This is a genomic window from Cupriavidus gilardii (assembly GCF_013347325.1).
In the GTDB taxonomy this organism is placed as follows: Bacteria; Pseudomonadota; Gammaproteobacteria; order Burkholderiales; family Burkholderiaceae; genus Cupriavidus; species Cupriavidus gilardii.
Genome location: NZ_CP054626.1, coordinates 1,494,851 through 1,517,620, shown reverse-complemented (window position 1 = coordinate 1,517,620; position 22,770 = coordinate 1,494,851). Strand labels below are relative to the sequence as shown.

The window sequence follows — 22,770 nt, the reverse complement described above, 5'->3', positions numbered from 1 at the left end:
ATCATGCTTCGCGCGGCGAAAGCCATGCTGGCCGGTTAGGCGCGCCCTGACCTCGCTGCTCGGTGTTCCAGTCGGCCACGAAGCCTTCCAGCGCCCCGGCTGCCGCTCCGCTCTGCACGTCGCGCTGCCGTAAGGTCAACATGGGACGCGGAGCGCGTCCGACTATGCGCCCAATCTCCTCGCCGGCACTCAGGCCGCCGCGCGAGGCCATCACGATAACAGCCGATACGCCATTGGCCAGCGTCCCACGGTCGCACAGGAAGGCTCGCATCGGCGCAGCAAGCCGGCCAAGCCAAACCGGAGCCATGACGACGAGATGTTCAGTGCCGGCAAAGCCCGGCCCCCGATAGCCGTAGGCCGGACGCCGCCGCAGCAGGACATCAAGCATGCACCTCAGGTCGCCGACCCAGCCGGCACGGCCCGACTCGTCGACCACCTCGGCAAGTGGCCACCCGGTCATTGCAGCGAGCTGTTGGGCCGCCTGGCGGGTAGTGCCAGTACGGGAGTAGTAGACAATCAGGACTTCTTCCATGGCTGCTCTCCTTCAATGATGGCCGCGCTTCGCTGCGCGATGCGTGCTATCCCAGGTCATACGATTCCCGATACTCCGGCATCGTCACGTGCCATCGCAACCGCCGCTCGATTTGCTGACGCAAGGCATCTGCAGCCGGCGGTTCGCCATGGACAATAAACGTGTTTCGCGGTGGCGCGGCGAATGTTCCCAGCCATCCCAGCAACTCTTCTGCGTCGGCGTGCGCGGACAGATTCTCGATCTCGATGACTTCGGCTTCAATTGCCACGTCGCGGCCGTGAATCCGCAGCGAGCGTGCGCCTTCGGCCAAAGTAGCGCCTCTTGTGCCGGCAGCTTGAAAGCCACACAACAGGATCGAATTGCGCGCGTCGCCTCCGAAGTGCTCGATATGGTGCACCACGCGCCCGCCGGTCGCCATGCCGCTGCCCGCGATGATGATCTTCGGCGCCCGACTCTTGTTCAGCGCGATCGACTCATCGGTGCTCTTTACGAGGATCGGCAGCTCGCAGGCGGAAGCGATCTGATCTCTGTCCAGCCGGAGATCCTCGGGATGCAATGCGAATATCTTGGTCGCATTGATGGCCAGCGGGCTATTCAGGTACACCGGCACGAATGGCAATCGGCCCTGATCACGCAGCCACTTCAGGCAATACAATATCGTCTGCGTGCGTCCGACCGCGAACGCGGGGACTATAACCGTGCCGCCACGTTCGACCGTCCGCGTGACAGCCGCTCCGAATGTGTCGCGAGGATCGTCCGAGGGATGTGCCCTGTTCCCGTACGTCGATTCGACGAGGAGGACATCGGCATGTTCGATCGGTTCAGGCGGTCGCATCACCAGATCCTGCTGTCTGCCAAGGTCCCCCGAGAACACGATTTGACGACCGTTGACATGGAGCGTGACGACAGCCGAGCCGATGATATGGCCGGCGCGTGAAAACTCGACATCGATGTCATCGGTCACGCGGCGCCGTTGATGAAAGGAGACCAATTCGAGCCGGCGAAGCGCCCGCGCGACATCGGCCGTCTGATACAACGGCAACGCCGGTTGGTGCCGCGAGAAGTGCTTGCGATTTGCATAAGCGGCGTCCTCCTCGGCCAGATGTGCACTGTCCGGCCACAGGATGCCGCACAATTGCGCCGTCCCAGCGGTGCAGTAGACGCGCCCCCGAAAGCCGTTCTTGACCAGTAGCGGCACGTAGCCGCTGTGGTCCAGATGCGCGTGCGTCAGTACAACGGCGTCGAGGCTCGACGGCTCCACCGGCAACCGGTCCCAGTTACGCAGACGCAGCGCCTTGTAGCCTTGAAACAATCCGCAATCGACCATCACGCGCGACCGTCCTGTATCGAGTACGAATCGCGACCCGGTGACCGTATCCGTCGCTCCCAAGAATTGCAAACGCATGTCCTGAATCCTCTGTGCCCGCCCCTCTGAGAAGCGGGTCGAAATCGATCTGCGTGCAGATGCTCATTGCCGGTCAGTGGGACATCAGCACCGGTACGGTCATCGCCGCGAGCATGGTCCGCGTGACGCCACCGAGCACCATCTCGCGCAGTCTGCCGCGCCCATATGCGCCCATCACGATCATGTCGGCTCCGCAGTCCGCCGTTCGCGACAGCAGGAATTCCGCCACCGCCATATCGTCGTCACAAAGGGCAGACTCGGCGCGCGCCTGAATGCCATGGTCGCCCAGCGCTGTCAGGGCCTGTTCGACCGGGCTGGCGTCCACGTGCGGTGGTCTGAGTTCTTCCTCGACACTGATCACCGTCACGGCACCCCCGGCCAGCAATGGCACGGCGTCGTGCAGGGCACGGGCCGATTGCCCGCTGCCGTTCCATGCCAGCACCGCTCTGCGCCCGACCGTCTCGAACGTCCCCGCGTAAGGAACGACAAGCACGGGGCGCCCAGACTCCAGTACGAGCGACTCGACGAACTGCGGTGCTACATAGCTGCCCGGGTCCTCCGAATCGTACTGACCTGCGACAATCAAGTCGGCCTCGCGCGTTTCGCGCACTACTGCAGACGGCAGCACCCCTTCCACGACCCGCCATTGCGCACGCTCCAGTCCAAAAGCGTGCATGCACGCCTCGAACTGGCGCCGCACCACCTCTCTGATTTCCTGCCTGCGCCTGCGGTCGGCTTCCAGCACGATTCCGGCGCCCTCCATCAAATAGAACCAGGCCGGATCCGGCATGAAGCCTGCATACAGACCGATCAGCCTGGCACCGTGATCCCTGGCAAGGCCTGCGGCCAGCTCCAGTCGATGCATCGCACGCCGGCCGGCGTCCAGGTGGACCATGATGTTGCTGTAAGGCATGGCGATTCTCCTGACGTTACATGCCTTCACTGTATGGAAAGGATCCTCGTCCGTATTGATGCACATCAAGGCGTCACGGCGTCTTCTCGCATTTGCTGCAATGGCACGTCGATCGTTTCATTGATGGACGTCAAGGAAATTTCTGCCGCGCCACGTACAGTCGACAGTGCGGGTACCGGCACCGCGATGCCTTGCCAAAAGCGGACGCCGACGCCGACGCGAAGCAATCCCACTTGGAGCCATGGCGATGCAACAATTCGTCCCCTCTGCGCTCGCTTATGCGCCGGGTCCCAATGGCCAAGATCCATAGTCCACCAGCCATGAACACCGCGACTCGCACCACTATGCATGCCATGGTCTTCGATGGCCATTCGCCCGAGCTCGAGCTGCGCGAAGTACCCATTCCCGAGCCAGGTCCTGGCGAGGTCCGGGTCGCGATATCGGCCTGCGGCGTCTGCCGGACCGATCTGCATATCGTCGATGGCGAGCTGCCGCTGCCGAAGCCCGCTTTGATTCCTGGCCATGAGATCGTCGGCCGCGTAGACATCTGTGGCCCAGGTGTGACCAGTCTCCGACCCGGAGACAGGATCGGCGTTCCTTGGCTCGGGCGCACCTGCATGCACTGCGACTACTGCCTCAACAACCAGGAGAATCTGTGTGACGCCCCGCAGTTCACGGGCTATCTCCGCGATGGCGGCTACGCCCACTACGCCGTCGCCGATGCCGCGTACTGCTTTCCGATTCCGCAGGCTTACGACGATCTGCAGGCCGCCCCGCTTTTGTGCGCGGGCCTGATCGGGCTACGCACCCTCAATATGGCTGGCCCTGCGCGCAGAATCGGCATCTATGGCTTCGGCGCAGCCGCGCATCTGGTGGCCCAGATTGCGCTCGCGCGAGGCGCGGAGATCTATGCCTTCACGCGTCCGGGCGACACCGCTGCCCAGGCGCTGGCACAGGCAAGCGGCGCCTTGTGGACTGGCGGCAGCAATGAGGTGGCGCCGGTGGCGCTCGATGCCGCGCTGATCTTCGCTCCGGTCGGGGCGCTGGTGCCGTTGGCGCTCGCCGCCGTACGCAAAGGGGGAACGGTCGTCTGCGGTGGGATCCATATGTCGGACATCCCTGGTTTTCCCTACAGCCTGCTCTGGCAGGAGCGTCGCCTGGTTTCGGTGGCGAATCTGACCCGCGCGGACGGGCACGCGATGATGCGCATTGCCGACGAAGTGTCCCTGCACATGCAAGTCACGCCGTATGCGCTGACCGATGCCAATCGGGCGCTGTCGGACCTGCGCGCTGGCCGCCTTGCCGGCGCGGCGGTCCTCAGGATCGGACCTTGATCGACGCAAAGTTGATTAAGGTCAACGGCGTTCGCGATCAAATGGCTAAGCTCGATACATCGGGATCCCGGGCGCCAGCCCAACTACGGAGGAGTGCAATCATGTACAGGAAGATCGTCCTGGCGGTGGACGGCAGCAGTTCGTCCGACCTCGCCCTGACCCAGGCCATCACGCTGGCAAAAGCGTGCGGAGCCGAAGTCGAGGCCCTGTTCATTGCCGAGAATGTCGACGTCTACTTCGATGCGGGCTACTACAACCCCGACATGCTGATGAAGGCAATCCTCGCCAACGGGCAACATGCGCTGAACGAGGCCGGGCAACGTCTGTCGCAAGCCGGCATCGAACACCAGCTGAAGCTGATCGAGCGGCCGGTGTCGCCCGGCAAGATCGCGGATACCATCGTCGCTGAAGCCGATGCGAGGAACGCCGACCTGATCGTGTTGGGCACCCATGGGCGGCGCGGCGTGCGTCGACTGGTGATGGGCAGCGTCGCGGAAGGCGTGATTCGGCAGTCCAACAAGCCGGTCCTTCTGATCCGCAGCGAGAAGGAGGATTGAGAAGATGCGGCCCGACTCTGCCCACCTGCCCCGGCGCCCGCGGCAATGAGCACGCGCAATCTGGAGCATCTGTTCCGGCCCGAGTCGATCGCCGTGATCGGGGCATCGCGCCGGCCCGGCAGCATCGGCGCCGCGATCCTCGCCAACCTGATGGAGAGTGGATTCGCCGGGCCCGTGTATCCGGTCAATCCCAAGTACGACACACTGGCAGGACGGCCCTGCTACCGCAACGTCGCTGCGCTGCCACAGGCGCCGGAACTGAGCGTCATTTGCACGCCGGCAGAGTCCGTACCGAAGCTGGTCGAGGAATTAGGCCGGAAGGGCACACGCGCGGTGGTGGTGGTAACGGCGGGCCCACCCGCGGAGGGCGGTCAGCGGGCTGCATGGCGGCAAGCCATCCTCGACGCCAGCCGGCCTTACCTGCTGCGCGTGCTGGGGCCGAATTGCGTCGGCCTGATGGTGCCGCGGATCGGCCGGCACGCCAGCTTCGCCACCGGCCCGCTCAAGAGTGGGCCGCTTGCCTTTGCCACCCAATCCGGCGCGCTTGCCACCGCGGTGCTGGATTGGTCCCGCTCGCGCGACATTGGCTTTTCGCACTTTGTCTCGCTCGGCGACAGCGCGGATATCGACGTCGCCGACGTGCTGGACTATTTGGCGACGGATGCCTCCACGCGCGCCATCCTTCTCTATGTGGAGGCCGTTCGGGACGGCCGCAAGTTTCTCAGCGCGGCCCGCGCCGCAGCAAGAAGCAAGCCGGTGGTGATCGTCAAGGCAGGGCGCGTGCCCGACGGGGCGCGTGCCGCCGCCTCGCATACCGGCGCGTTGGCCGGCGCAGACGATGTGTGGGATGCCGTCATCCGGCGCGCAGGCTTGCTGCGCGTCACCTCCACCGAGCAGCTGTTCGACGCCGTCGAGACGCTGGCTCGGGGGCGTCCGCTGGCGGGCGAGCGGCTCTGTATCATCACCAACGGTGGTGGCGCAGGCGTGCTGGCGACCGATGCCCTGGTGCTGAGCGGTGGCACCCTGGCGACTTTCGGTGTCGACACCATTGCGGCGCTGGACCGTTGCCTGCCGGCGGGATGGTCACGCGGCAACCCCGTCGACATCGTTGGCGACGCCGACGCTGGCCGGTATGCGAATGCACTGGCCGTGGTCTCGCATGCCAGCGACGTCGACGCCGTGCTCACGATCCATGCACCGACCGCACTGGTGCTCACTCGGGCCGTGGCGCAAACCATCATCGACGGCGCGGCCGGCGCGACGCACCCCTTGCTAGCGTGCTGGCTCGGTGGCGACGATGCGCGCGACGCGCGGCTGCTCTGCCAGCGAGCCGGCATCCCGGCTTACGCCATGCCGGAGCAGGCGATTCGCGGCTTTCTGCAGCTGGTCGAGTTCCAGCGCAATCAACGCATGCTGCTGCATGTGCCGAGCGCCGCCGAGGCGGACGACACGGAATGCGTCGACAGCAACACCGCGCGGGCCGTGATCGAGGCCGCCTTGCGCGAAGGGACCACGATGCTGGACGAGGCGCGATCCAAGCGCCTGCTGAAGGCCTATGGCATACCGGTGGTCGAAACCGAGATCGCGCGCGACCCCGTCGACGCCGCCGAGGTGGCGTCGCGCATCGGCTTCCCGGTCGCGCTGAAGATACGCTCCCCAGACCTCACTCACAAATCCTCGGTCGGCGGCGTGGCACTGGATCTGGCGTCGTCGCAGCAAGTGCGCGCCGTTGCGACACGGATGCTCGAGCACATCGGTGCCATCCATCCCGGCGCGCGCCTCGACGGATTCACGGTCCAGCGTATGGCCGGCCGCCCGGGTGCACGAGAATTGATCGTCGGCATTGCCACCGATCCGGTTTTCGGCCCCGTGGTGCTGTTCGGCCAGGGCGGCACCGCGGTGGAGCGCATCGGCGACCGCTCGATCGGTCTGCCGCCTCTGAACGAGGCGCTGGCCAGCCAGATGGTTGACAGCACCAGAGTAGCGCGCGTGCTCGGCGCCTACGCCGCGGTGCCCGCCGCGGATCGCCGCGGCATCTTGCGCGTGCTGATCCGTATCGCGCGCATGGCGTGCGAGCTGCCAGAGGTGACGGAACTCGATATCAATCCTCTGATCGCCGACGAGAGCGGCGTGCTGGCGCTGGATGCCCGCGTCGGCATACGCCCTGCCAGCGGGCGACCGACCGATCGGCTATCCATCCTGCCCTACCCCACCGAACTGGTGCAGACGATCGACTGGAACGGTCACACGTTGTTGCTGCGCCCGATTCGACCCGACGACGCCGTGCGCTATGCCGCCTTCGTCGATGCGCTGAGCGAGATCGATGCGCATCGGCGATTCTTCTGCGCCGTCCATCGCCCTGCCGATCCCACTCACTTCCTGCGCTGGACCCAATTGGACTATGCGCGCGACATGACATTCGTCGCGGTACTGTCGCCCGATGCTGCCCACGGGCGCGGCAACAGCGCGGGCAAGCCGGCTGTCGACGAAGGACAGATCATTGGCGAAGCTAGATTAGCGGCCGATCCGGATGGTTCGAGCGCGGAATTTGCCATCGCCGTGCGCTCGGACCTGCAGCATCGTGGGCTGGGCACCTTGCTGCTGAAAATGGCCATCGCCTATGCCCGGACGCGGGGGCTTGCCCGCCTGGTCGGCACGACGTTGCCCGACAACGCCGCCATGGTGGCCCTGGCCACCGCGTGCGGTTTCACCGTCGCGCGTGCCGCTCCCGCGGCAAACGGTTGGCACCTGCGGCTGGATCTGGACTGACGATGCGGCGGCGTGCCGGCCGTCGCGCCGCCCGCCGCTCAATGCGACAGCAGCACCAGCACACGGGAGGCCCGGATCAGACTGCGAGTCGCCCCGCCCATCATCAGTTCGCGCATGCGCGAATGGCCATAGCCGCCGGCGACGATCAGATCCGCGCCCAGCGCCGTCGCCACCGCCAGCAAGGCGGGACCCGGCTGCGGCGTATCTGGTTCGTTGATGCCGCTTGCGTCCACGCCGTGGCGGCGCAGGTAGGCCAGCAAGTCCTCCAGCGGGGCGCCTTCCTCCTGCCGCTCCGGCGTCGTCATCGCGACCGCCGTGACACGGTCGGCGCGCCTGAGGAACGGCATGGCGTCGGCGACCGCCCGCGCGGCCTCTCGCCCGCCATCCCAGGCAATCATCACGTGGATGGCCGGGCACGATCGCACCCCTTCCGGCACGACGAGCAACGGCCGCCCGGCATTCAGCAGCGCATACTCAACCGGTTCGGAGGCCAATGGCGGCGTCGAAGGCGGCCACAGGGGCTGGCGCACGACGACGATGTCCGCCGCCCGTCCCGTGGTCGCCAGCGCCCACCCGGCTTCTTCCTCAACCAAGCGGTGCGAGTGGGGGACGCCTGGCGCCGCCTCCGTCAGCACACGGGTGAACTGTTCCGACGCGAGTTGCGCGCGTCGGCGCAGAGTCTGCTGCGCAGCCTCGGCATAGCGGCGGGCCTCTTCGCCGACCGAGCGGAACGGCTCCAGGCGAAAACCGGTCGGGGTCAGGCCCAGCACGTGCGACGAATAACGCCGCGCCAGATCCCCGGCCACCCGGATCCGATCAGCGCAAGCAGCATCGTCGTCCAGTTCGACCAGGATCGTTTGAAATTCCATGATGGTCTCCGAGCGTAACTCAATGTGACATCAGTACCGGCACCACGGCACGCGCCAGCACCATCCTGGTGACGCCGCCGAGCACGAATTGGCGTACCGTGCCATGCCCGTAAGCGCCCATTACCAACAGACTGGCTCCCGTATCGGCGACCGCCTCCAGCAGGCGTCGAGTTACGTCGCTGTCGCTTCGCACCGTCTCCACCCTCACATCGCGGTATACGCCGTGTTCGGCGAGAACGGCGATGGCATGATGCAGGCCGCCGCCGCCGCGCGTTGCGTCGCCCGGCTTGGCGGCATGGAAAATCGTCGCCGATCCGCCGGCGAGCAGCGGCATGGCGTCATGCAGCGCCCTGCTCGCCTCCCGGCTTCCGTCCCACGCAATGACCGCGTGAGGCGCATGCAGCGAGCATCGCCCCTGTGGTGGAATCAGCAGTACGGGCCGGCCGCTGGCCATCACCATCGTTTCGACAAATCCTGGCGCGACAAAGGCATGCTGATCGACTTCGTCACGCCGGCCAAGTAGAAGCAGGCCTGCCTGCCGTGACGTTCGAACACAAAAGTCCAGCGGATCGGCTTCGCTCGCCAGCCACCGCGTGCCGCGCGGCAGTTCCGGCATCAACGCAGCCCATTGCCGTCGCATCTGCTCGCGAGTCCGCTGGTGCCATTGCTCAATCTCGCCGAGGTAGCGATCGCCGTCGTCCGTCCTGCGCAGCCATGCCGGATCCGGTTGGAACGTCGAATACAGACATGTCAGCGGCACATCGAGCTGCAGTGCGAGACCGGCACCGAGCTCTAGCCTGTACAACGAACGGCTCCCCGCGTCCAGATGCACCATGACGCTGGCGAAGTCATGTGAAACGTTCATGGTGTGCCTCCCCGCTGGCGACGCTCGCCCGCGTAGCGAACCTGGGCGCGCGGCGCGCCGTCGGGCCGCTTGTCCCACCACTTTTCCAGCTCCATGACGATCAGCAGCGTGGCCGCAATGGCCAACAGCAGCGCCCAGCTCGCTGGCGACACTGGTGCGATATGCAGCGTGTCGCTGACGCCGGGCAGCCACATGGCGGCGATATGCAGCCCCTGCGTCAGCAGCACGCTGGCCACCAGCAGTGGATTGCCTTGCAGCGATTGCCGGAAGATCGAATGATGCTCCGATCGGCTGAGCAACACCTGCACGTTCTCGAACAGCACAAACAGCAGCAACAGCAGATTGCGTGCCGATTCGACGCTCTCGCCGCGCCGCAGCGCCACGTAGAAGACCACAAAGCCCCCGAGCCCCATCCAAATGGCCGAATGCACAACGCGCCGGATCATTACGCGATCGAAGATCGGCTCGCCAGGCGAGCGCGGCGGATAGCGGAGCTCGTCGCCTTCGGCACGCTCCGCGGCCAGCGCCACGTCCTGAATGCCGTTCGTCACCAGATTGAGCCAGAGCAGTTGCACCGCCAGCAACGGCATCGGCAGGCCCAGCGGGATGGCGAGCGCAAACAGCAGAAGCTCCGCCGCGCCGGTCGAGCACAGCATGAAGATGACCTTGCGGATGTTGGCGTAGGCCACCCTGCCCTCGCGGATGCCGTTGACGATGGAGGCGAAGTTGTCATCGGTCAGCACGACGTCGGCACTCTCTCGTGCCACGTCGGTGCCGCCGCGGCCCATGGCGACGCCCACATGGGCCTGCCGCAATGCCGGCGCGTCGTTGATGCCGTCGCCCGTCACCGCGACCACGTTGCGTTGGCGCGCGAGCGACAGGACGATGGCGAGCTTCTGCTGAGGTTCGACGCGCGCGTAAACCACGGCGCGTTCGGTCAGCCGGTCGAGCGCCGATTCACCGGCTACTTCGGCCGCGCTCACCTCGGTTCCTGTGCAGATCTGGTCGTCGGTGAACATCAGCCCGGCTTCGCTTGCAATCGCCGCTGCGGTGCGAGGGTCGTCTCCGGTAATCATCACGACGCCGATACCGGCGCGGATGCAATCTGCGATCGCCGCCGGCACCTCCGCCCGCACTGGATCCTGCATTCCGGCCATGCCGAGGAAGGTCAGGTCGACCAGGTGACCATGGCCATACTGACCCGACGTGTCCCGCTCTATGGTGCCGCTAGCGAATGCCAGCACCCGCAAGCCGCGTGACGCCATCTCGTCCTTCTGCCGCATCAACAAGGCGCGATCGATCGGCACCGCGTCGCCCCCCTGGTCCATGCTGTCCGCCATCTCGATCAGCGTTTCGGGTGCGCCCTTGACGTAAACATGGACGCCGTCCGCTCCATGGTGAAACGACGCGGCATAGCGCAGGTCAGGCTCGTAGGGAATCCGCTGCAGCAACGGCGACGCCGCATGCAGGGCGTCTCGTGCAACGCGCGCTTTCTCGGCCAGCAATAGCAAGGCAACATCGACGGTGTCGCCGGTCCCGCGCCAAGCGCCACCATCGAGCAATAATTCGCCTTCATTGGGCATGACCGCTGCGTACAGCAGCCGTTTCAGATCGGCCTGTGTGCTGTCGGCTGACGTTGGCACAGAATGGACGGCGCGAATCGAACAGGCGTGCGGGTCGGCCCCCGTATCGCAACGGTAGTGCGCGCCTGACGCCAGGGTCAGGTCGGTCACAGTCAGTTGATTCAATGTCAGGGTACCGGTCTTGTCCGTGGCGATCAGCGTGCACGATCCGAGCGCCTCGATGGCCGGCATCCGGCGCACGATGACATTAACCCGCGCCATCTTCCGCATTGCCACGGCCAGTGCCACCGAAATGGCCACGGGCAGCCCCTCCGGGATGGCGCTGACGGCAAGACCGACCGACATCATGAACATCTCATGCCACTGCGTCCCTCTCGCCCATCCGACCACAATGAGGACTGCCAGGGCCACCGCGACGACCAGCCCGATGATGCGAGAGAAGCGATCGAGCCTGGTGATCAGGGGAGCCACGTGGCCTTCGCCACCGAGCACATGCCCGGCGATCTTGCCGAGTTCAGTCGATGCGCCGGTGGCCGTCACGACGCCCCGCCCTCGCCCGCGCGTCACCATGCTGGCGGCAAACACCATGTTGGCCGGACGCTCGCCGGCGGCCTGGTCGGTGTGGGCCGACTTTGCCACCGGACGCGATTCGCCTGTCAGCAGTGATTCGTCGCACCGCAGGTCATCCGCCTCGAGCAGCCGCAAGTCCGCGGGTGCCCGGTTGCCCGGCTGCAGCAGCACCAGGTCGCCCGGCACCACGGCGAGCGCATCGATTTCCCGCTGCTTGCCATCACGGACGACGAGCGCCTTTGGCTGCTGCAGATCACGCAAGGCATGGGCAGCCCGGTCTGCCGAGTATTCCTGGGCCGTGCCGACGGCGCCGTTGATCAACAGCACCAGTCCGATGAAGACCGCATCCCGCAGATCGCCCAACGCCAGCGATACCAGCGCGGCGATCAGCAACACATAGATCAGCGGGCTGCGGAACTGCCTGACAAAGACTGCCGCCACCGTCGGCAGCGCCGGTTGCGGCAGGGCGTTCGGCCCGTATCGCTCAAGCGCGTCGCGTGCCTGCTGCTCTGTCAGGCCGACGTCCACAGGGGTGGGTAGTGGCTCCCGCCTGGCAAGCGGCGTGGTCATATGTCGCGCCCTCCGGCATCGATCAGGGCCGGATGATCATCTTGAGCGCCTTGGTACTGGCTGCCTTGCCGAACGTATCGTAAGCAGCGAGCATCTGGTCAAGACGAAACCGATGGGTGATCAATCGGGCTGGATCGAGCTTGCCTGCTCCTACCGCCTTGAGCAGCATCGGTGTGCTCACCGTGTCCACCAGGCGCGTCGTGATCGTGATGTTCCGGTCCCAAAGACGCTCCAGGTGCAGATCCGCCTTGACCCCATGAACGCCGACGTTGGCGATCGTCCCGCCCGGCGCCACGAGCTCCTCGCACAGTTCAAAGGTCGCCGGAATACCCACGGCTTCGATAACGCAGTCGGCGCCCAGGCCATCGGTCAGCCGCCTGACTTCCTCGACCGGGTCGGCCTCGCTGTTCCGGATACATGCCGTGGCGCCGAACGCGCGGGCCACCTCCAGCCGGTTGGCATCCGGATCGATGACGATGCATTGGGACGGCGAGTAGAACTGCGCCGTCAACAGCGCCGCCAGGCCAATCGGCCCCGCGCCGACGATCGCGACAGTGCTGCCCGGTTCCACCTTGCCGTTGAGCACGCCGCATTCGAAGCCCGTCGGCAGAATGTCGGACAGCATGACCAGCGCTTCCTCGTCCATGCCGCCAGGAATCCGATGCAGGCTTGTTTCGGCGTGCGGTATGCGAACGAACTCGGCCTGGGTACCGTCGATACGATGTCCGAGGACCCATCCGCCGCTCTGGCAATGTGAGTACATGCCGCGGCGGCAATATGAACACCTGCCGCACGAGGTAATGCAAGAGATCAAGACAGGATCGCCGGGCTTGAGCGTAGCGATGGCAGTGCCGACCTCCTCGACCACTCCAACGCCTTCATGGCCCAGGATTCGGCCCGGCTCGCACGTTGGCACGTCTCCCTTGAGGATATGCAGATCCGTACCGCAGATTGTGGTCGCCGTCACGCGTACGACCGCATCGGTCGGGGACTGCACCGTGGGACGGGGCCTGTCTTCCAGGCTCAGCCGACCCGGCCCCTGGTAAATCAGCGCTTTCATCTGTTGCTCCTCGCGATGGTGGCGTCTTTCCAGAGTAGACGCGGACCAGGAGCGGGACATTGACGCAGCGCAAGCTACGATAGCGGCTCTGGTTCGAACCTGAACCTGTCCCACGTCAAAGGTCTTGGCGATGGTTCGGCAGCCGGAACACTGCGCAGCGATCCGGCTGAAACCGATCGGGAACCAGCGTCGCAACGGTCTTGTTCATGGACTCTGCTCATGAAATAGGCTTGACAAGGACCACGGGACATGGCGCGTGTGCGAGGACGCGGCCCGCGACCGAGCCGACAATGGCATCAAGGAACGCGCCCCGCCCGTGCGACCCCATGACGATTGCCTCGGCCCCAACCGATTTCGCATAGGCGATGATCCGCTCGGGGGCAAAACCGACGAGCCCTTGCGTCACCGTTCGGACACCTGCCTCCCGAAGGATGTCGACAACGGACTGCATAGCGTTGGCGCTTTCGGTGGTATGCCAACGATCGATTTGCGCCCTGCCGATAAAGGACTTGACCTCTCCCGACAGGTCCGGAACACAATGGACGACGTGCACACGGATCTCGTCCCGCTTGAACAGCTTCGGGTTCGCGGCGCACCACGCCGCCGCATCGCTGTTGGCCGATCCGTCGGTCGGCAAGACAATACTTCTCCACTGCTTCAAGCATGACCTCGGTTGGCGCCACAAGCAGGGGGCCGCCTCAGCGCTCGGTCCCGATGGGCCCCGGTATGCCTTCACCGTACATCGTGCTAGCAGGAGCAAATTGATTCGCGTCAAGGAATGAGAGTGCGCATGAACACATGACGGTCACTTCGATCGAGCGGTGATGTTTCGGAGAACGGCGCTTTGCCTGATGAAGGGTCCACGGGAAGGCGAAACGTCAGGTCGAGCGCCTCCGTGTCCACGACGATATCGCGCGCCTTGACCCATCCGTCGTAACCGATTGCCAGCCAATAGGCGCCGGCAGGTAGCCTCAGATAGAACATGGGCCCCGTCGCAACGACCATCAGCAACGGATGACCGTCGGCTCCGGTCACCAGGACGGAGGTATGCTTCAGCGGTTCTCCACGCGCAACGTCGACCATGGTCAGGCGGACGTTGTAACTGTCTGCCATTGTCAGCATGGCTTTCATGCTGTCTTCACTGTTCCCACCGCTCAAATACAGGACGTCGGCCGGGACGGCTGGCGGCGTATCGACCGGCACCTGGACAGCTGCGGCGCAAGCGAACGACGCGACGGCGATCAGCAATGAACCGAGCAGAACTCTTGTTTTCCGGAAAGGCATGTGCGTACTCATATCGCAATCGGTCATCGTTGCGAACGGTGCCGTCGCAACGCCGCGTCGACCCGCTCAAACGATGAAACCGCGACAGCCCCTCAGTGGGACATCAGTACCGGAACGGTCATCGAAGTCAGTATGGTTTGCGTCACACCACCAAGCAGCGATTCACGTATGCGGCCGTGGCCGAACGCCCCCATGACGATCAAATCGACTTCCCTGTTTGCCGCCTCCGAAAGCATCCGTTCTCCGATGTCGTCCTCATTGTCGACCGCGACGGACTGAGAATGCGAGGAAACACCGTGGCTTGCCAGCCAGTCCACGGCATACTTCGCCGGCGACGCCGCCGCGTTCCCTTGGGCACCGGGCCGGACAAATGTCAGCACATCGATCCTACCGGCACGGCGCAGCAGTGGCATTGCTTCGCTCGTGGCCCGGACAGCTTCGCGCGTTCCGTTCCAGGCCACCAACACACGTGCTCCGGCGCCGGCAAACCATCCAGTATGCGGGACGACAAGTACCGGTCTCCCGCACTCCAGCAGGATTGATTCGATGAAGGATCGCTCGCCACAGGCAGCGTCGTCAGATGGATCTCGCTGGCCGAGGATGACGAGATCCGCTAGATGGGCCTCGGCCTGCACGGTGGCGGCCGTGGCGTCTCCGGGCGCCTTCCACTGCGTGGGTATCAACTCCTCGTCCGTTGCGCCAAGGAAGGCATGATGGGCGCGCTGTGCCACCGCTCGCTGCCATTCCTGGTGAGCCGTCACGTAGTGGTCGCTTCCACGCAGAATGCGTCTGGAATCAGGCCCTGCCTCGCCAATGGCAAGTAGTCCGATCAGCGTCGCCTGGAAATCCCGGGCGAGCTGCGTTGCGAGATGCAGCCGTTGATAAACGCGGCGCCCACCATCCAGATGTACGAGGATTGTCGCGTACTCCATGATCCTTCTCCTGCACGGTGTCTCCCGCACGGAAACATCCAAGTCATTTGCCCGCCCTATCAAGCAGCGGCAGCTGCGAGGCTACGCAGCGAAGCGAAAATGGCCGCTGTGAAGCACGATGTTCCGCGCTCCAGTCATCTCGAAGAAGGTTCGCGCAACCCGCTCGATCTCAACACGGTGGTCGGCGAATGCCGACACCAGGTCCTCCTTGCGGTAAGAGCCTGCGGCAAAGTGCTCCTCCAGTGCTTCCGCCGTGACGGCATAGGTGCAGAGCGCCCCGTCCACGCTGGCGGCACACTGCAGACCGGGCTGAGCCGACCAGTACTGCGGTGCGTCCTCGGCAAAATCGATCTTTCGCATGATCCAGGCTCGCTTCTGAACCGGCAAACGGTGGGCGGACGCCGGAATGGCAGCCGCGGAGAATTACCGCGTCCGCATTGGCCATTCCAGCTTAGTGCCGCGCAGTCTCATGCGTTTTGATTCGCGTCAAGAATGGCTCGCGCGTCGGGATGCACGACCGCAGCGGAATTAGGGACGATGGTTGGTATGCGTACGCCCGTGCCTTGTTCTGGTTTCTGCAGGCCGTACCTGCCTGCAACGCGGGCGTTGCGCTCCTGTCCACCGATTTTGGTACCCTGGTCGCGGATTGACTGATCCGTATCACAGTGTGAGTCCTACTTCTTTGCCAGCTGTTGGCAGCCATGCCCGTCATTGTGTTGCACTGAATGAACACTAAGACGCTCTGGAGCGCGTGACAGGATCTCGCTGGCACTCTCGCCAGGGAGACGAAGCAGCAACGAAGGACCGCGGCCATCGGCGCGTACCTGCACGCTCCTGCAATCGATGGCGCCGCCGGATCGCACTAAAGCACGGTAATCTCCCTGTGGCAGCTGGAGGTACAGAAGCGGACCCTCGCTCAATACAAGCAGCACGATCTCTCGCCGTGCGTTGAACAAGGTCACCGTCACGTCCGCCAAGCTGGAACCGTCTACCTCGTTGACGAACTGCATGTGGACATTGAAGCGTCCCGCGATGGCGCGCATGGCGGACATTTCTTCCACCCCAATTCCTCCTGACACATAGTCGATGCCGTTCACATGGCGGATTGCTGGAACACCTCTGGGCGCAATCGATTCCGGCGGCGCGGCCATCGTCGACGCAGATGCAAGAATACCCGCGCAAATCAGGCACGCAAGAAGTGGGGGCACACGCATGGAAAACTCCCGTATCTGTCTGCCATCCATCTGGCAGAACCGGCTACCAGGTCAAGCGTAGCGGCATCAGGAAGGCGCCATGTTGGGCTAGATCAAGCAATTGTCATGGCGCATCTGTGAACGCCATTTGTGAGATTCTGGCCAGACACCCGGCAAGGAGGGATGGCCATTGTGCGTATGGAATACGCCCTCCTGGCGTAGCAATTGCGCCCGCCGATTATCGATCAACGTTGTCACGGTATGCTAACCATGACTGTTGTAACCAAGGCTCGTGTCATGCCAATGGCTTCTACAGCTCCATGCTTGTCTTCGATCTTGTAATGGATGGTGGCCGCCGGTCCCTTTCGATATGATTTTTCGTGGCTTACCGGGGAGTCCGATAACACTGAGCTGGTGGCAAGCGCAAAGCGTCAATTCGTCCAGTTCTACCGGCTATATCTCGACTCATTCGGCTTCATGGCTGAACTCGACGTGCAGCCCGTCGACAAGAGCGACGGATGAAGAATGAAACCCGCAGCCCAGCACGCCGGTCTTTGTCACCATGACTCGAGAACGGTCAGCTGCTGATCGACCACAACTGCCCCGGGCGGATTCCCGGTTCGGGCTCGGCCGCGTCCAAGAGCAGGCGATCGAGGCACGCTTGTCCGCCTTGCAACTATCCGTTGCACAGGCCGCGTATCTTGCCAACGCCTGCGGCCCGACTCAAGCAGTGGCGCACCAGGGAGAATGCAACCGACCGATTTCGTGTTCGACGGCGGAGCGTGCAAGCAGATCTTGCCGCTCGAGCCAGATGATCGCATTGCGTGTCCGCATGCGGCGCGACCGAGGGCAAAATAAGAATGCCGACTGGCCCTTTGGCGCACTTGTCGACTGGGTCTTTGGCCAAGCCCGTGGGCTCACGGACTGCAGCGCCCACCAGGATTGCTGACGGCTCCATTCGATGGCAGAATTCCCCCGCCCGCACCCCAATGCGGACATTGGCGCGACGCTCCCAGAAAGCTCGCGCTTTTTTTTGCGCCAGCTCAAGGCCGTCATGACGGGGCTTGGCGATCGGCCTGCTCCTGGTCGTCGCGTTCGTATGGCAATCCGTCAGGGGAAAAACTGGCGAACTTCTGCACGACACCGGCAAGCGAGCGCCGTGCAGGTCGGATCCGCAATTCGTCGCCGATGCGCTCGATCTCCAGTTCGATATCCGTATCCTCGTATGCAAGCGCGGCCGGAATACAAACCGCGAACGCGTCGCCATACTTGAAGGCTCTCGTGATGGCCATTTTTCCTCCGACGGTCGTCACGTTGCAAGCGACCGGGCTTAGCGCTGCGCACAAACAGGGCGCGGCCGTGCACGGCTTGGCTGGCATAAAGCCAGGAACCCGGCGGTGCACGCCATTATGCCCGCCGACAGTTGACGAGGCCGGCAGCCTGGAGGCAAGTCTCCGAGGAACTGTGACTTATTTGTATCTAACAATCACGGTTGGCGGCCGCGGCAAAAAATGCCTGGAAAAAGACGCCCGCCGAAGCGGGCGCTACGCCGGGTTGGGAATCCGGCGAAATCGATCGTCCGGTGAACACGGCGCGCTAGCGCCGGTCCGAAAAGGGGCCTGAGTGTGCTGTCAGGTGCTGCAGCAGCACGGCGTCCTCCAACGGCGCCGGCGCTGGCTCCAGGTGCAACACCGGGGCGTCGGGAAACATCGCCGCGATCAGATCGGTCGGCATCGGTTCGGTCGGCAACGGTCCCAGTTGCATGACCCGGCTGCCTTGTACTTCCGCCACCATCCAGCCTTCTGGTACACGGTAGAGGGCGGCAATCAACGGGTCGTCGGCTCGGTCGGTCATCGCACACCTGAAAGTGGGCACGGCAGCGATTGTAGAGCCCAGCCGCCATAAAGTGCCACAGACGGTACATAATCCGCGTTGGAAAAACCACACTGTCCCGCGCGATGAATCGGGCCCGACTTGAGGCAACTCTGCTCCTGCTGCATACGCAGGCGGCCGCACAACGCCGTCGTCTATTCAGGCAACGCTGGCGCCCTGGCCGCATTTGTGTGGCGCGTGCGAACAGCGTGCTGTGGTGCTTGCATGCTCGCATCGCCCTGCTCGAGCGCTACCTAGCCAGCGCGGGCGGTCAACGTCCTGGCTGGCTACCGTTGGTTTGCGGGCCATCGGCGCGGTGCAGCAAATCGGCAACTGGCCCGCGACTCCCATGACAGCCCCCCCAACCGCAGATGCCCAGACTGCTTCCTTGCCGCCGCAGCCGATCACGGCTGCCCGCTTTTCTCCGGCCGCGTTGATGGTCCCGCTTGCCTTGATGCTGGTGGCCGCGATCACGGCGCTGACAGCCACCGCCCTGCTGCAGATGCGCCGGGACGCGCTCGCCAGCGCCCGGGAGGCATCGGCCAACCTCGCGCTGACTCTGGAGCGCGGCATCGCGCGCAACCTCCAGCTGCACGAGGCGTCGATGCGTCATGCCCTCGATGCCATGCGCAATCCCGCCGTCATGGCGTTGTCGCCACCGCTGCGCCAGCGTGTGCTGTTCGGCGCGTTCAACGAGACAGAGGACATCGGTGCGTTGCTGGTGGCCGACGCGCAGGGGCGCCTGATCCTGGATTCCCGGCACTGGCCGCCGCGCGCGGTGAACCTGGCCGATCGCGACTACTTCACAGCGCAACGCGACTTGGCTCGATCCGCGGTCTACTTGAGCCGGCCGTTCCAGCCCCGCTTGGTGCCGGACAGCCCGACCTCAATCGCACTGAGTCTGCGCGTGCCCGGCCCCGATGGCCAGTTCGCGGGCATCGTGGCCAGCACGCTGCGGCTGGAGTACTTCCGCAAGCTGTTCGCTGGCGTGGCCCTGGGCGAAGGCGGCGCGCTGGCGTTGATGCGCCATGACGGCACCATCCTCATGCGCCGGCCCCTGGATGCCAGCCTGATCGGGCGCACGGTACCGACCACGCCGGCGTTTGCGCCGATGCTTCGTGAACCGCATGGCAACTTGATTGCGGCGGGCGCCGTCGACGGCATACGCCGCCTGTACAGCTTCCGGCAGGTGGACGGCTTTCCGCTGACGATTGTGGTCGGGCGCGCCATGGACGACGTGCTGGCCGTCTGGCGCACGCGAGCCTGGTGGTTTGCCGGGCTGGTGATGGCGATGAACCTGGCCATCATGACACTGGCCCTCTCGCTGGCCCGGCAATGGCGGCGACGCCTCGCGGTCGAAGCGCACCTGCGCTGGCTGGCGGACACCGACGGCTTGACCGGGCTGGGCAGCCGCCGCGCCCTGGATGAAATTGCCGACCGCGAATGGCGCCGCAGCCGGCGCGAGCTGCAGCCACTGTCGCTGTTGATGATCGACGTGGACTATTTCAAGCAGTTCAACGACCGCTACGGCCATGTGGCTGGCGATGATGCGCTCGCCGCCGTGGGCAAATGCGTTCGCCAGCAGTTGCGCCGTGCGGGCGACTACGCGGGCCGCTATGGCGGGGAAGAGTTTGCCGTGTTGCTGCCCGGCACCGACGCGGCGCGCGCTGCGGCCATCGCCGAAGCCGTGCGGGCGTCGGTCCTTGCGCTCGGCGTAGAGAACGCAGGAAGCCCCTTTGGCCGAATCAGCGTCAGCGTCGGCGTGGTGACCGAAGGCAACGGGGGCGCATCGCCCGTCTATCCGGACCTGCGGGCGTTCTTTCGTGCAGCCGACGAGGCGTTGTACCGGGCCAAGCGCGCCGGCCGCAACCGCGTGTTGAGCCTGCGCGCGGTCGATTCACCAGCATGATGGGCGGCCGCACACAAGGATTCGCACCATTTCAACGGCGCCTGCAGCTCGCGACAAATTCTGGCGCTGAGCCGGCGCCTGGTTTCGCCAGATGGCACCTGGATAGGTCGTCAACACGAACCCCGCATGCCGCATTGCGGCGCCCCGAGAGTCGCCGACCGCTTCGGCAGACGGGCACGGATACCGACGCCAGGCCCAGTGGCGTACCCCCTTGCCGAGTCCACTTCGTGGCTCGTGCGCTATAGCGCGAGGCCGGGATCGCCGCTGACGGCCACAGCGCCTTGTCCGGTTTCACAACGGCGGCCACGGTATAGTATCGACGGGCTGGCAATGTCGGGAGCGCATCGGATGCGAACAAAAATACGGAAGTCGGGCAAGGGCGCCTCGCTCCGGCGCCCGGCCGAGATCGCGGAAGCGGCCAGGGATGCGTATGACGTAGAGGCTCTGATCGCTGGCATCACACCTGAAAACCGCCACGGTGAAGTGGATTTCGGCCCGGCCGTGGGCCAGGAACGGCAGACCTCTGGCCATCAAACGGCGTCTGCCCAGCCCCATTCACCGAGCAGACGCCGGCCATGATGGCTGCGGGCACAGCGGCTCCTCTTCCAGGCTGCTATACAATCGATGCATGAAACCCGTGGATGGCTCGCGCATACGCTATGGCGACCAAGTGCGCCTTGCGTTGATTGATGGCCATCACTATTCGATGGCTGAGGCGACGCGCGCTTGTGGTTTGTATGGTGGGCTGATTGAAACAGGGCACCGCCTCGCCAGCCCGGCCTCACGCGTAGCGGTGCAGATCGCGCGCCGCGACCGCGCTGCCGCCAGTGCCCTCCAGCTGGAACGGCGCGGCAAGGCACCCCCGCGTCCACCGTTTTAGCCCGCCTGCCGTCACAGGTGGGCTTTTTGTCGCCCACCGTATCGCCAGCCGATCGGTGCGCTTCATCCCTGGCCGCACCAGCCTACTCGCTATGGCCGGCTGTCCCAGATCATCCGCGGAACGCGACCACGACGCCCAACTGATAGCTGCCGGCCCGGCCGGTGCCCTGATTTCGGGCTGGGATTTGACCGTAGACTGTTGGCGGCCGCCGGCGGTCCCTCGTGCGCCCGGCCCGCCAGCGCCGGCCCTCACCCTCGAGCCCGGTGGTCGGCCGACCGCCAATGCAGAAGCGACGCTCCCTGCTCATCACTGCGCAAGCGCACACAGTAGAGGGGATCCTGTCGGTGGGAAGGGGGGCTGCCGGCTTCAATATCGTCCAACCAGCGCGTGATGGCGCGATGCTCGCTGTCGATCTCCCAACGCGCGGCAGTCCGGAACAGTTCAAGCAAAGGAGAGTCCCAAATCCATTCGCAGCAGGGCCATACCCGTTGCATGAGGTAAAGATAACCGTCCGGGGACACCTGCGCTCCCTCCTTATAGGAGAGCAGGCCAGCATCGCGCATCGCGTGCGATTCCTTCAAAAAGCGATACATCTCTTGCTGCGCGAGCCGCGACGGCAGCGCCCTGCCCCGGCTTCCCCAGTCCAGCTCCAGGTCCTGCAGTGCCACTTCAAACGGACACTGCCGTGATGCTTCGCCCAACTCATCAGGAGGGATCTGGATCCAACAGACCTCGCCGAACCCGGCTTTGACGCGCGCCCACCGACACCCGCAGGTGCCATGGCGCTGCCGGATCTGCTGCTGAACGGCCTGGCAGTACCACGCTGGCGAGCCTTCGGACGTATCGCCGCTGTCCTTGTAGAACGCAAACAAAGAGTCAAACCGCAAGCCACGCTCGCCAAGACGCGCCAGCTCGCGACTGACTGCGCGCGGAAAGCGCGCCTGATGGACGACCCACGCGCCACCGCGGTCGGCAAGCAGTGGCTCGAGCTCGGTGGGCAGGGGGGCAAGCGTATGCAGCTGGCCAAGGGCCTGCGTCATCGTGACTGCGCCACGATGCGTCCCTGCCTCGGACCGCCACAGCTCGCCTGCCTGCATCCGCTTGGAAGCGTCGCACGCGTCGTGCACCCACGCTGCCAAGGTCAGCAGCGCCCCGGGCTCGCGCGTCGGAAATCCGTTCGGGGCGAAGTGCGGCCAAGCGGCGCAATGCCCCTGCATCAGGCGCTTGAACGCCCCCAGGCGGCGCTCGCCTATGTTCCCAGTCCGGTTGGCCGGTACGGTGGTCAGCGCCGTCAGATGGATGGGGCACTTGGTTAGCCAGGGCACCTCATGCAGGTAACTGTGATAGCCCTGTTGCGCACAGGCTGCGCAATACCGGACGCTCGGCCCCTGACTGTAAGCCGCAGGGGGCGCATAGGTGCCGCACTGACGAAAATCGAGCGCGTGCTGGAGGACATCGGCCAACCGAGCCGGGTCCTCGCGCACGAGCGAAGACACCCGCGCGACGTCATCATCGGAGGCGGACCCCAGATGGCGCGGCTCGACGCCCAAGAACGCGGTGCCGGCCCGCACGGGGACGCCATTGAGCGCACAAAACCTGGCGACGAACGACAGCGCCGACTCGTAGGGGCGCAGATTGTGTGGCCACCAGTTGACCGAGGGATAGCCCGCCAC

Annotated in this window: 19 protein-coding genes; 4 read left to right on the top strand and 15 right to left on the bottom strand. The window is 64.8% G+C overall.

The annotated features are described in order from the left end of the window. Position 1: 1 nt before the first annotated feature. From FOB47_RS17200 to FOB47_RS17190, 3 genes are all read right to left on the bottom strand, one after another. Positions 2-532, bottom strand: coding sequence for a flavodoxin family protein (locus tag FOB47_RS17200; RefSeq protein ID WP_174781652.1), 531 nt, complete (start codon positions 530-532; stop codon positions 2-4). Positions 533-578: 46 nt separating this feature from the next. After that, a complete protein-coding gene (locus tag FOB47_RS17195) occupies positions 579-1,937 on the bottom strand; it encodes an MBL fold metallo-hydrolase RNA specificity domain-containing protein (RefSeq protein WP_174781651.1) in 1,359 nt (452 codons plus the stop codon). Positions 1,938-2,010: 73 nt separating this feature from the next. Further along, positions 2,011-2,850, bottom strand: a complete 840-nt coding sequence (locus tag FOB47_RS17190; protein ID WP_174781650.1) for a universal stress protein — start codon at positions 2,848-2,850, stop codon at positions 2,011-2,013. Between the two features lie 320 nt (positions 2,851-3,170). Here FOB47_RS17190 and FOB47_RS17185 point away from each other — a divergent pair, with 320 nt between their 5' ends. The 3 genes from FOB47_RS17185 (at position 3,171) to FOB47_RS17175 (ending at position 7,510) form a co-directional block, all read left to right on the top strand. Further along, complete coding sequence (locus FOB47_RS17185) at positions 3,171-4,184, top strand: zinc-dependent alcohol dehydrogenase family protein (protein WP_390884885.1); 1,014 nt, start codon at positions 3,171-3,173, stop codon at positions 4,182-4,184. 101 nt (positions 4,185-4,285) lie between these two features. Then, positions 4,286-4,741, top strand: coding sequence for a universal stress protein (locus FOB47_RS17180; RefSeq protein ID WP_174781649.1), 456 nt, complete (start codon positions 4,286-4,288; stop codon positions 4,739-4,741). Positions 4,742-4,786: 45 nt separating this feature from the next. Continuing rightward, positions 4,787-7,510 (top strand): bifunctional acetate--CoA ligase family protein/GNAT family N-acetyltransferase, encoded by a 2,724-nt coding sequence (locus FOB47_RS17175; protein ID WP_174781648.1) that lies wholly within the window; start codon positions 4,787-4,789, stop codon positions 7,508-7,510. A gap of 38 nt (positions 7,511-7,548) precedes the next feature. Here FOB47_RS17175 and FOB47_RS17170 read toward each other — a convergent pair whose 3' ends face one another. The 11 genes from FOB47_RS17170 to FOB47_RS17120 all read right to left on the bottom strand — a co-directional run bounded on the left by FOB47_RS17170 (position 7,549) and on the right by FOB47_RS17120 (position 18,290). After that, the gene (locus FOB47_RS17170; protein WP_174781647.1) at positions 7,549-8,379 is read right to left on the bottom strand and encodes a universal stress protein; all 831 of its coding nucleotides are present in this window, start codon (positions 8,377-8,379) and stop codon (positions 7,549-7,551) included. Positions 8,380-8,398: 19 nt separating this feature from the next. Next, positions 8,399-9,244, bottom strand: coding sequence for a universal stress protein (locus FOB47_RS17165; protein WP_174781646.1), 846 nt, complete (start codon positions 9,242-9,244; stop codon positions 8,399-8,401). Next, complete coding sequence (locus FOB47_RS17160) at positions 9,241-11,967, bottom strand: cation-translocating P-type ATPase (RefSeq protein WP_174781645.1); 2,727 nt, start codon at positions 11,965-11,967, stop codon at positions 9,241-9,243. The genes FOB47_RS17165 and FOB47_RS17160 overlap by 4 nt, the downstream gene beginning before the upstream one ends. Before the next feature lie 22 nt (positions 11,968-11,989). After that, positions 11,990-13,027 carry a zinc-dependent alcohol dehydrogenase family protein gene (locus tag FOB47_RS17155; RefSeq protein ID WP_174781644.1) on the bottom strand — a complete coding sequence of 346 codons (1,038 nt, stop codon included), beginning with the start codon at positions 13,025-13,027 and terminating at the stop codon, positions 11,990-11,992. A gap of 217 nt (positions 13,028-13,244) precedes the next feature. Next, on the bottom strand, positions 13,245-13,670 hold the full coding sequence (locus FOB47_RS17150) for a universal stress protein (RefSeq protein ID WP_244959479.1): 426 nt from the start codon (positions 13,668-13,670) through the stop codon (positions 13,245-13,247). Positions 13,671-13,798: 128 nt separating this feature from the next. Further along, the gene (locus tag FOB47_RS17145; protein WP_174781642.1) at positions 13,799-14,323 is read right to left on the bottom strand and encodes a carboxypeptidase regulatory-like domain-containing protein; all 525 of its coding nucleotides are present in this window, start codon (positions 14,321-14,323) and stop codon (positions 13,799-13,801) included. Between the two features lie 80 nt (positions 14,324-14,403). Beyond that, positions 14,404-15,243 carry a universal stress protein gene (locus FOB47_RS17140; RefSeq protein WP_174781641.1) on the bottom strand — a complete coding sequence of 280 codons (840 nt, stop codon included), beginning with the start codon at positions 15,241-15,243 and terminating at the stop codon, positions 14,404-14,406. Between the two features lie 81 nt (positions 15,244-15,324). After that, positions 15,325-15,603: a DUF1488 family protein gene (locus FOB47_RS17135; protein ID WP_174781640.1), complete on the bottom strand. Its 279-nt coding sequence runs from the start codon at positions 15,601-15,603 to the stop codon at positions 15,325-15,327. 314 nt (positions 15,604-15,917) lie between these two features. Beyond that, positions 15,918-16,457 carry a hypothetical protein gene (locus FOB47_RS17130; RefSeq protein ID WP_174781639.1) on the bottom strand — a complete coding sequence of 180 codons (540 nt, stop codon included), beginning with the start codon at positions 16,455-16,457 and terminating at the stop codon, positions 15,918-15,920. Between the two features lie 1,031 nt (positions 16,458-17,488). Then, positions 17,489-17,728: an AbrB/MazE/SpoVT family DNA-binding domain-containing protein gene (locus FOB47_RS17125; protein ID WP_116359809.1), complete on the bottom strand. Its 240-nt coding sequence runs from the start codon at positions 17,726-17,728 to the stop codon at positions 17,489-17,491. Between the two features lie 304 nt (positions 17,729-18,032). Continuing rightward, complete coding sequence (locus FOB47_RS17120; RefSeq protein WP_149320281.1) at positions 18,033-18,290, bottom strand: hypothetical protein; 258 nt, start codon at positions 18,288-18,290, stop codon at positions 18,033-18,035. 367 nt (positions 18,291-18,657) lie between these two features. On the opposite strand from FOB47_RS17120, the gene FOB47_RS17115 reads away from it, so the two are divergent. After that, complete coding sequence (locus FOB47_RS17115; protein ID WP_244959450.1) at positions 18,658-20,217, top strand: sensor domain-containing diguanylate cyclase; 1,560 nt, start codon at positions 18,658-18,660, stop codon at positions 20,215-20,217. 1,128 nt (positions 20,218-21,345) lie between these two features. Here the strand turns inward: FOB47_RS17115 and FOB47_RS17110 are convergent. Further along, a complete protein-coding gene (locus tag FOB47_RS17110) occupies positions 21,346-22,770 on the bottom strand; it encodes a TniQ family protein (RefSeq protein WP_174781638.1) in 1,425 nt (474 codons plus the stop codon).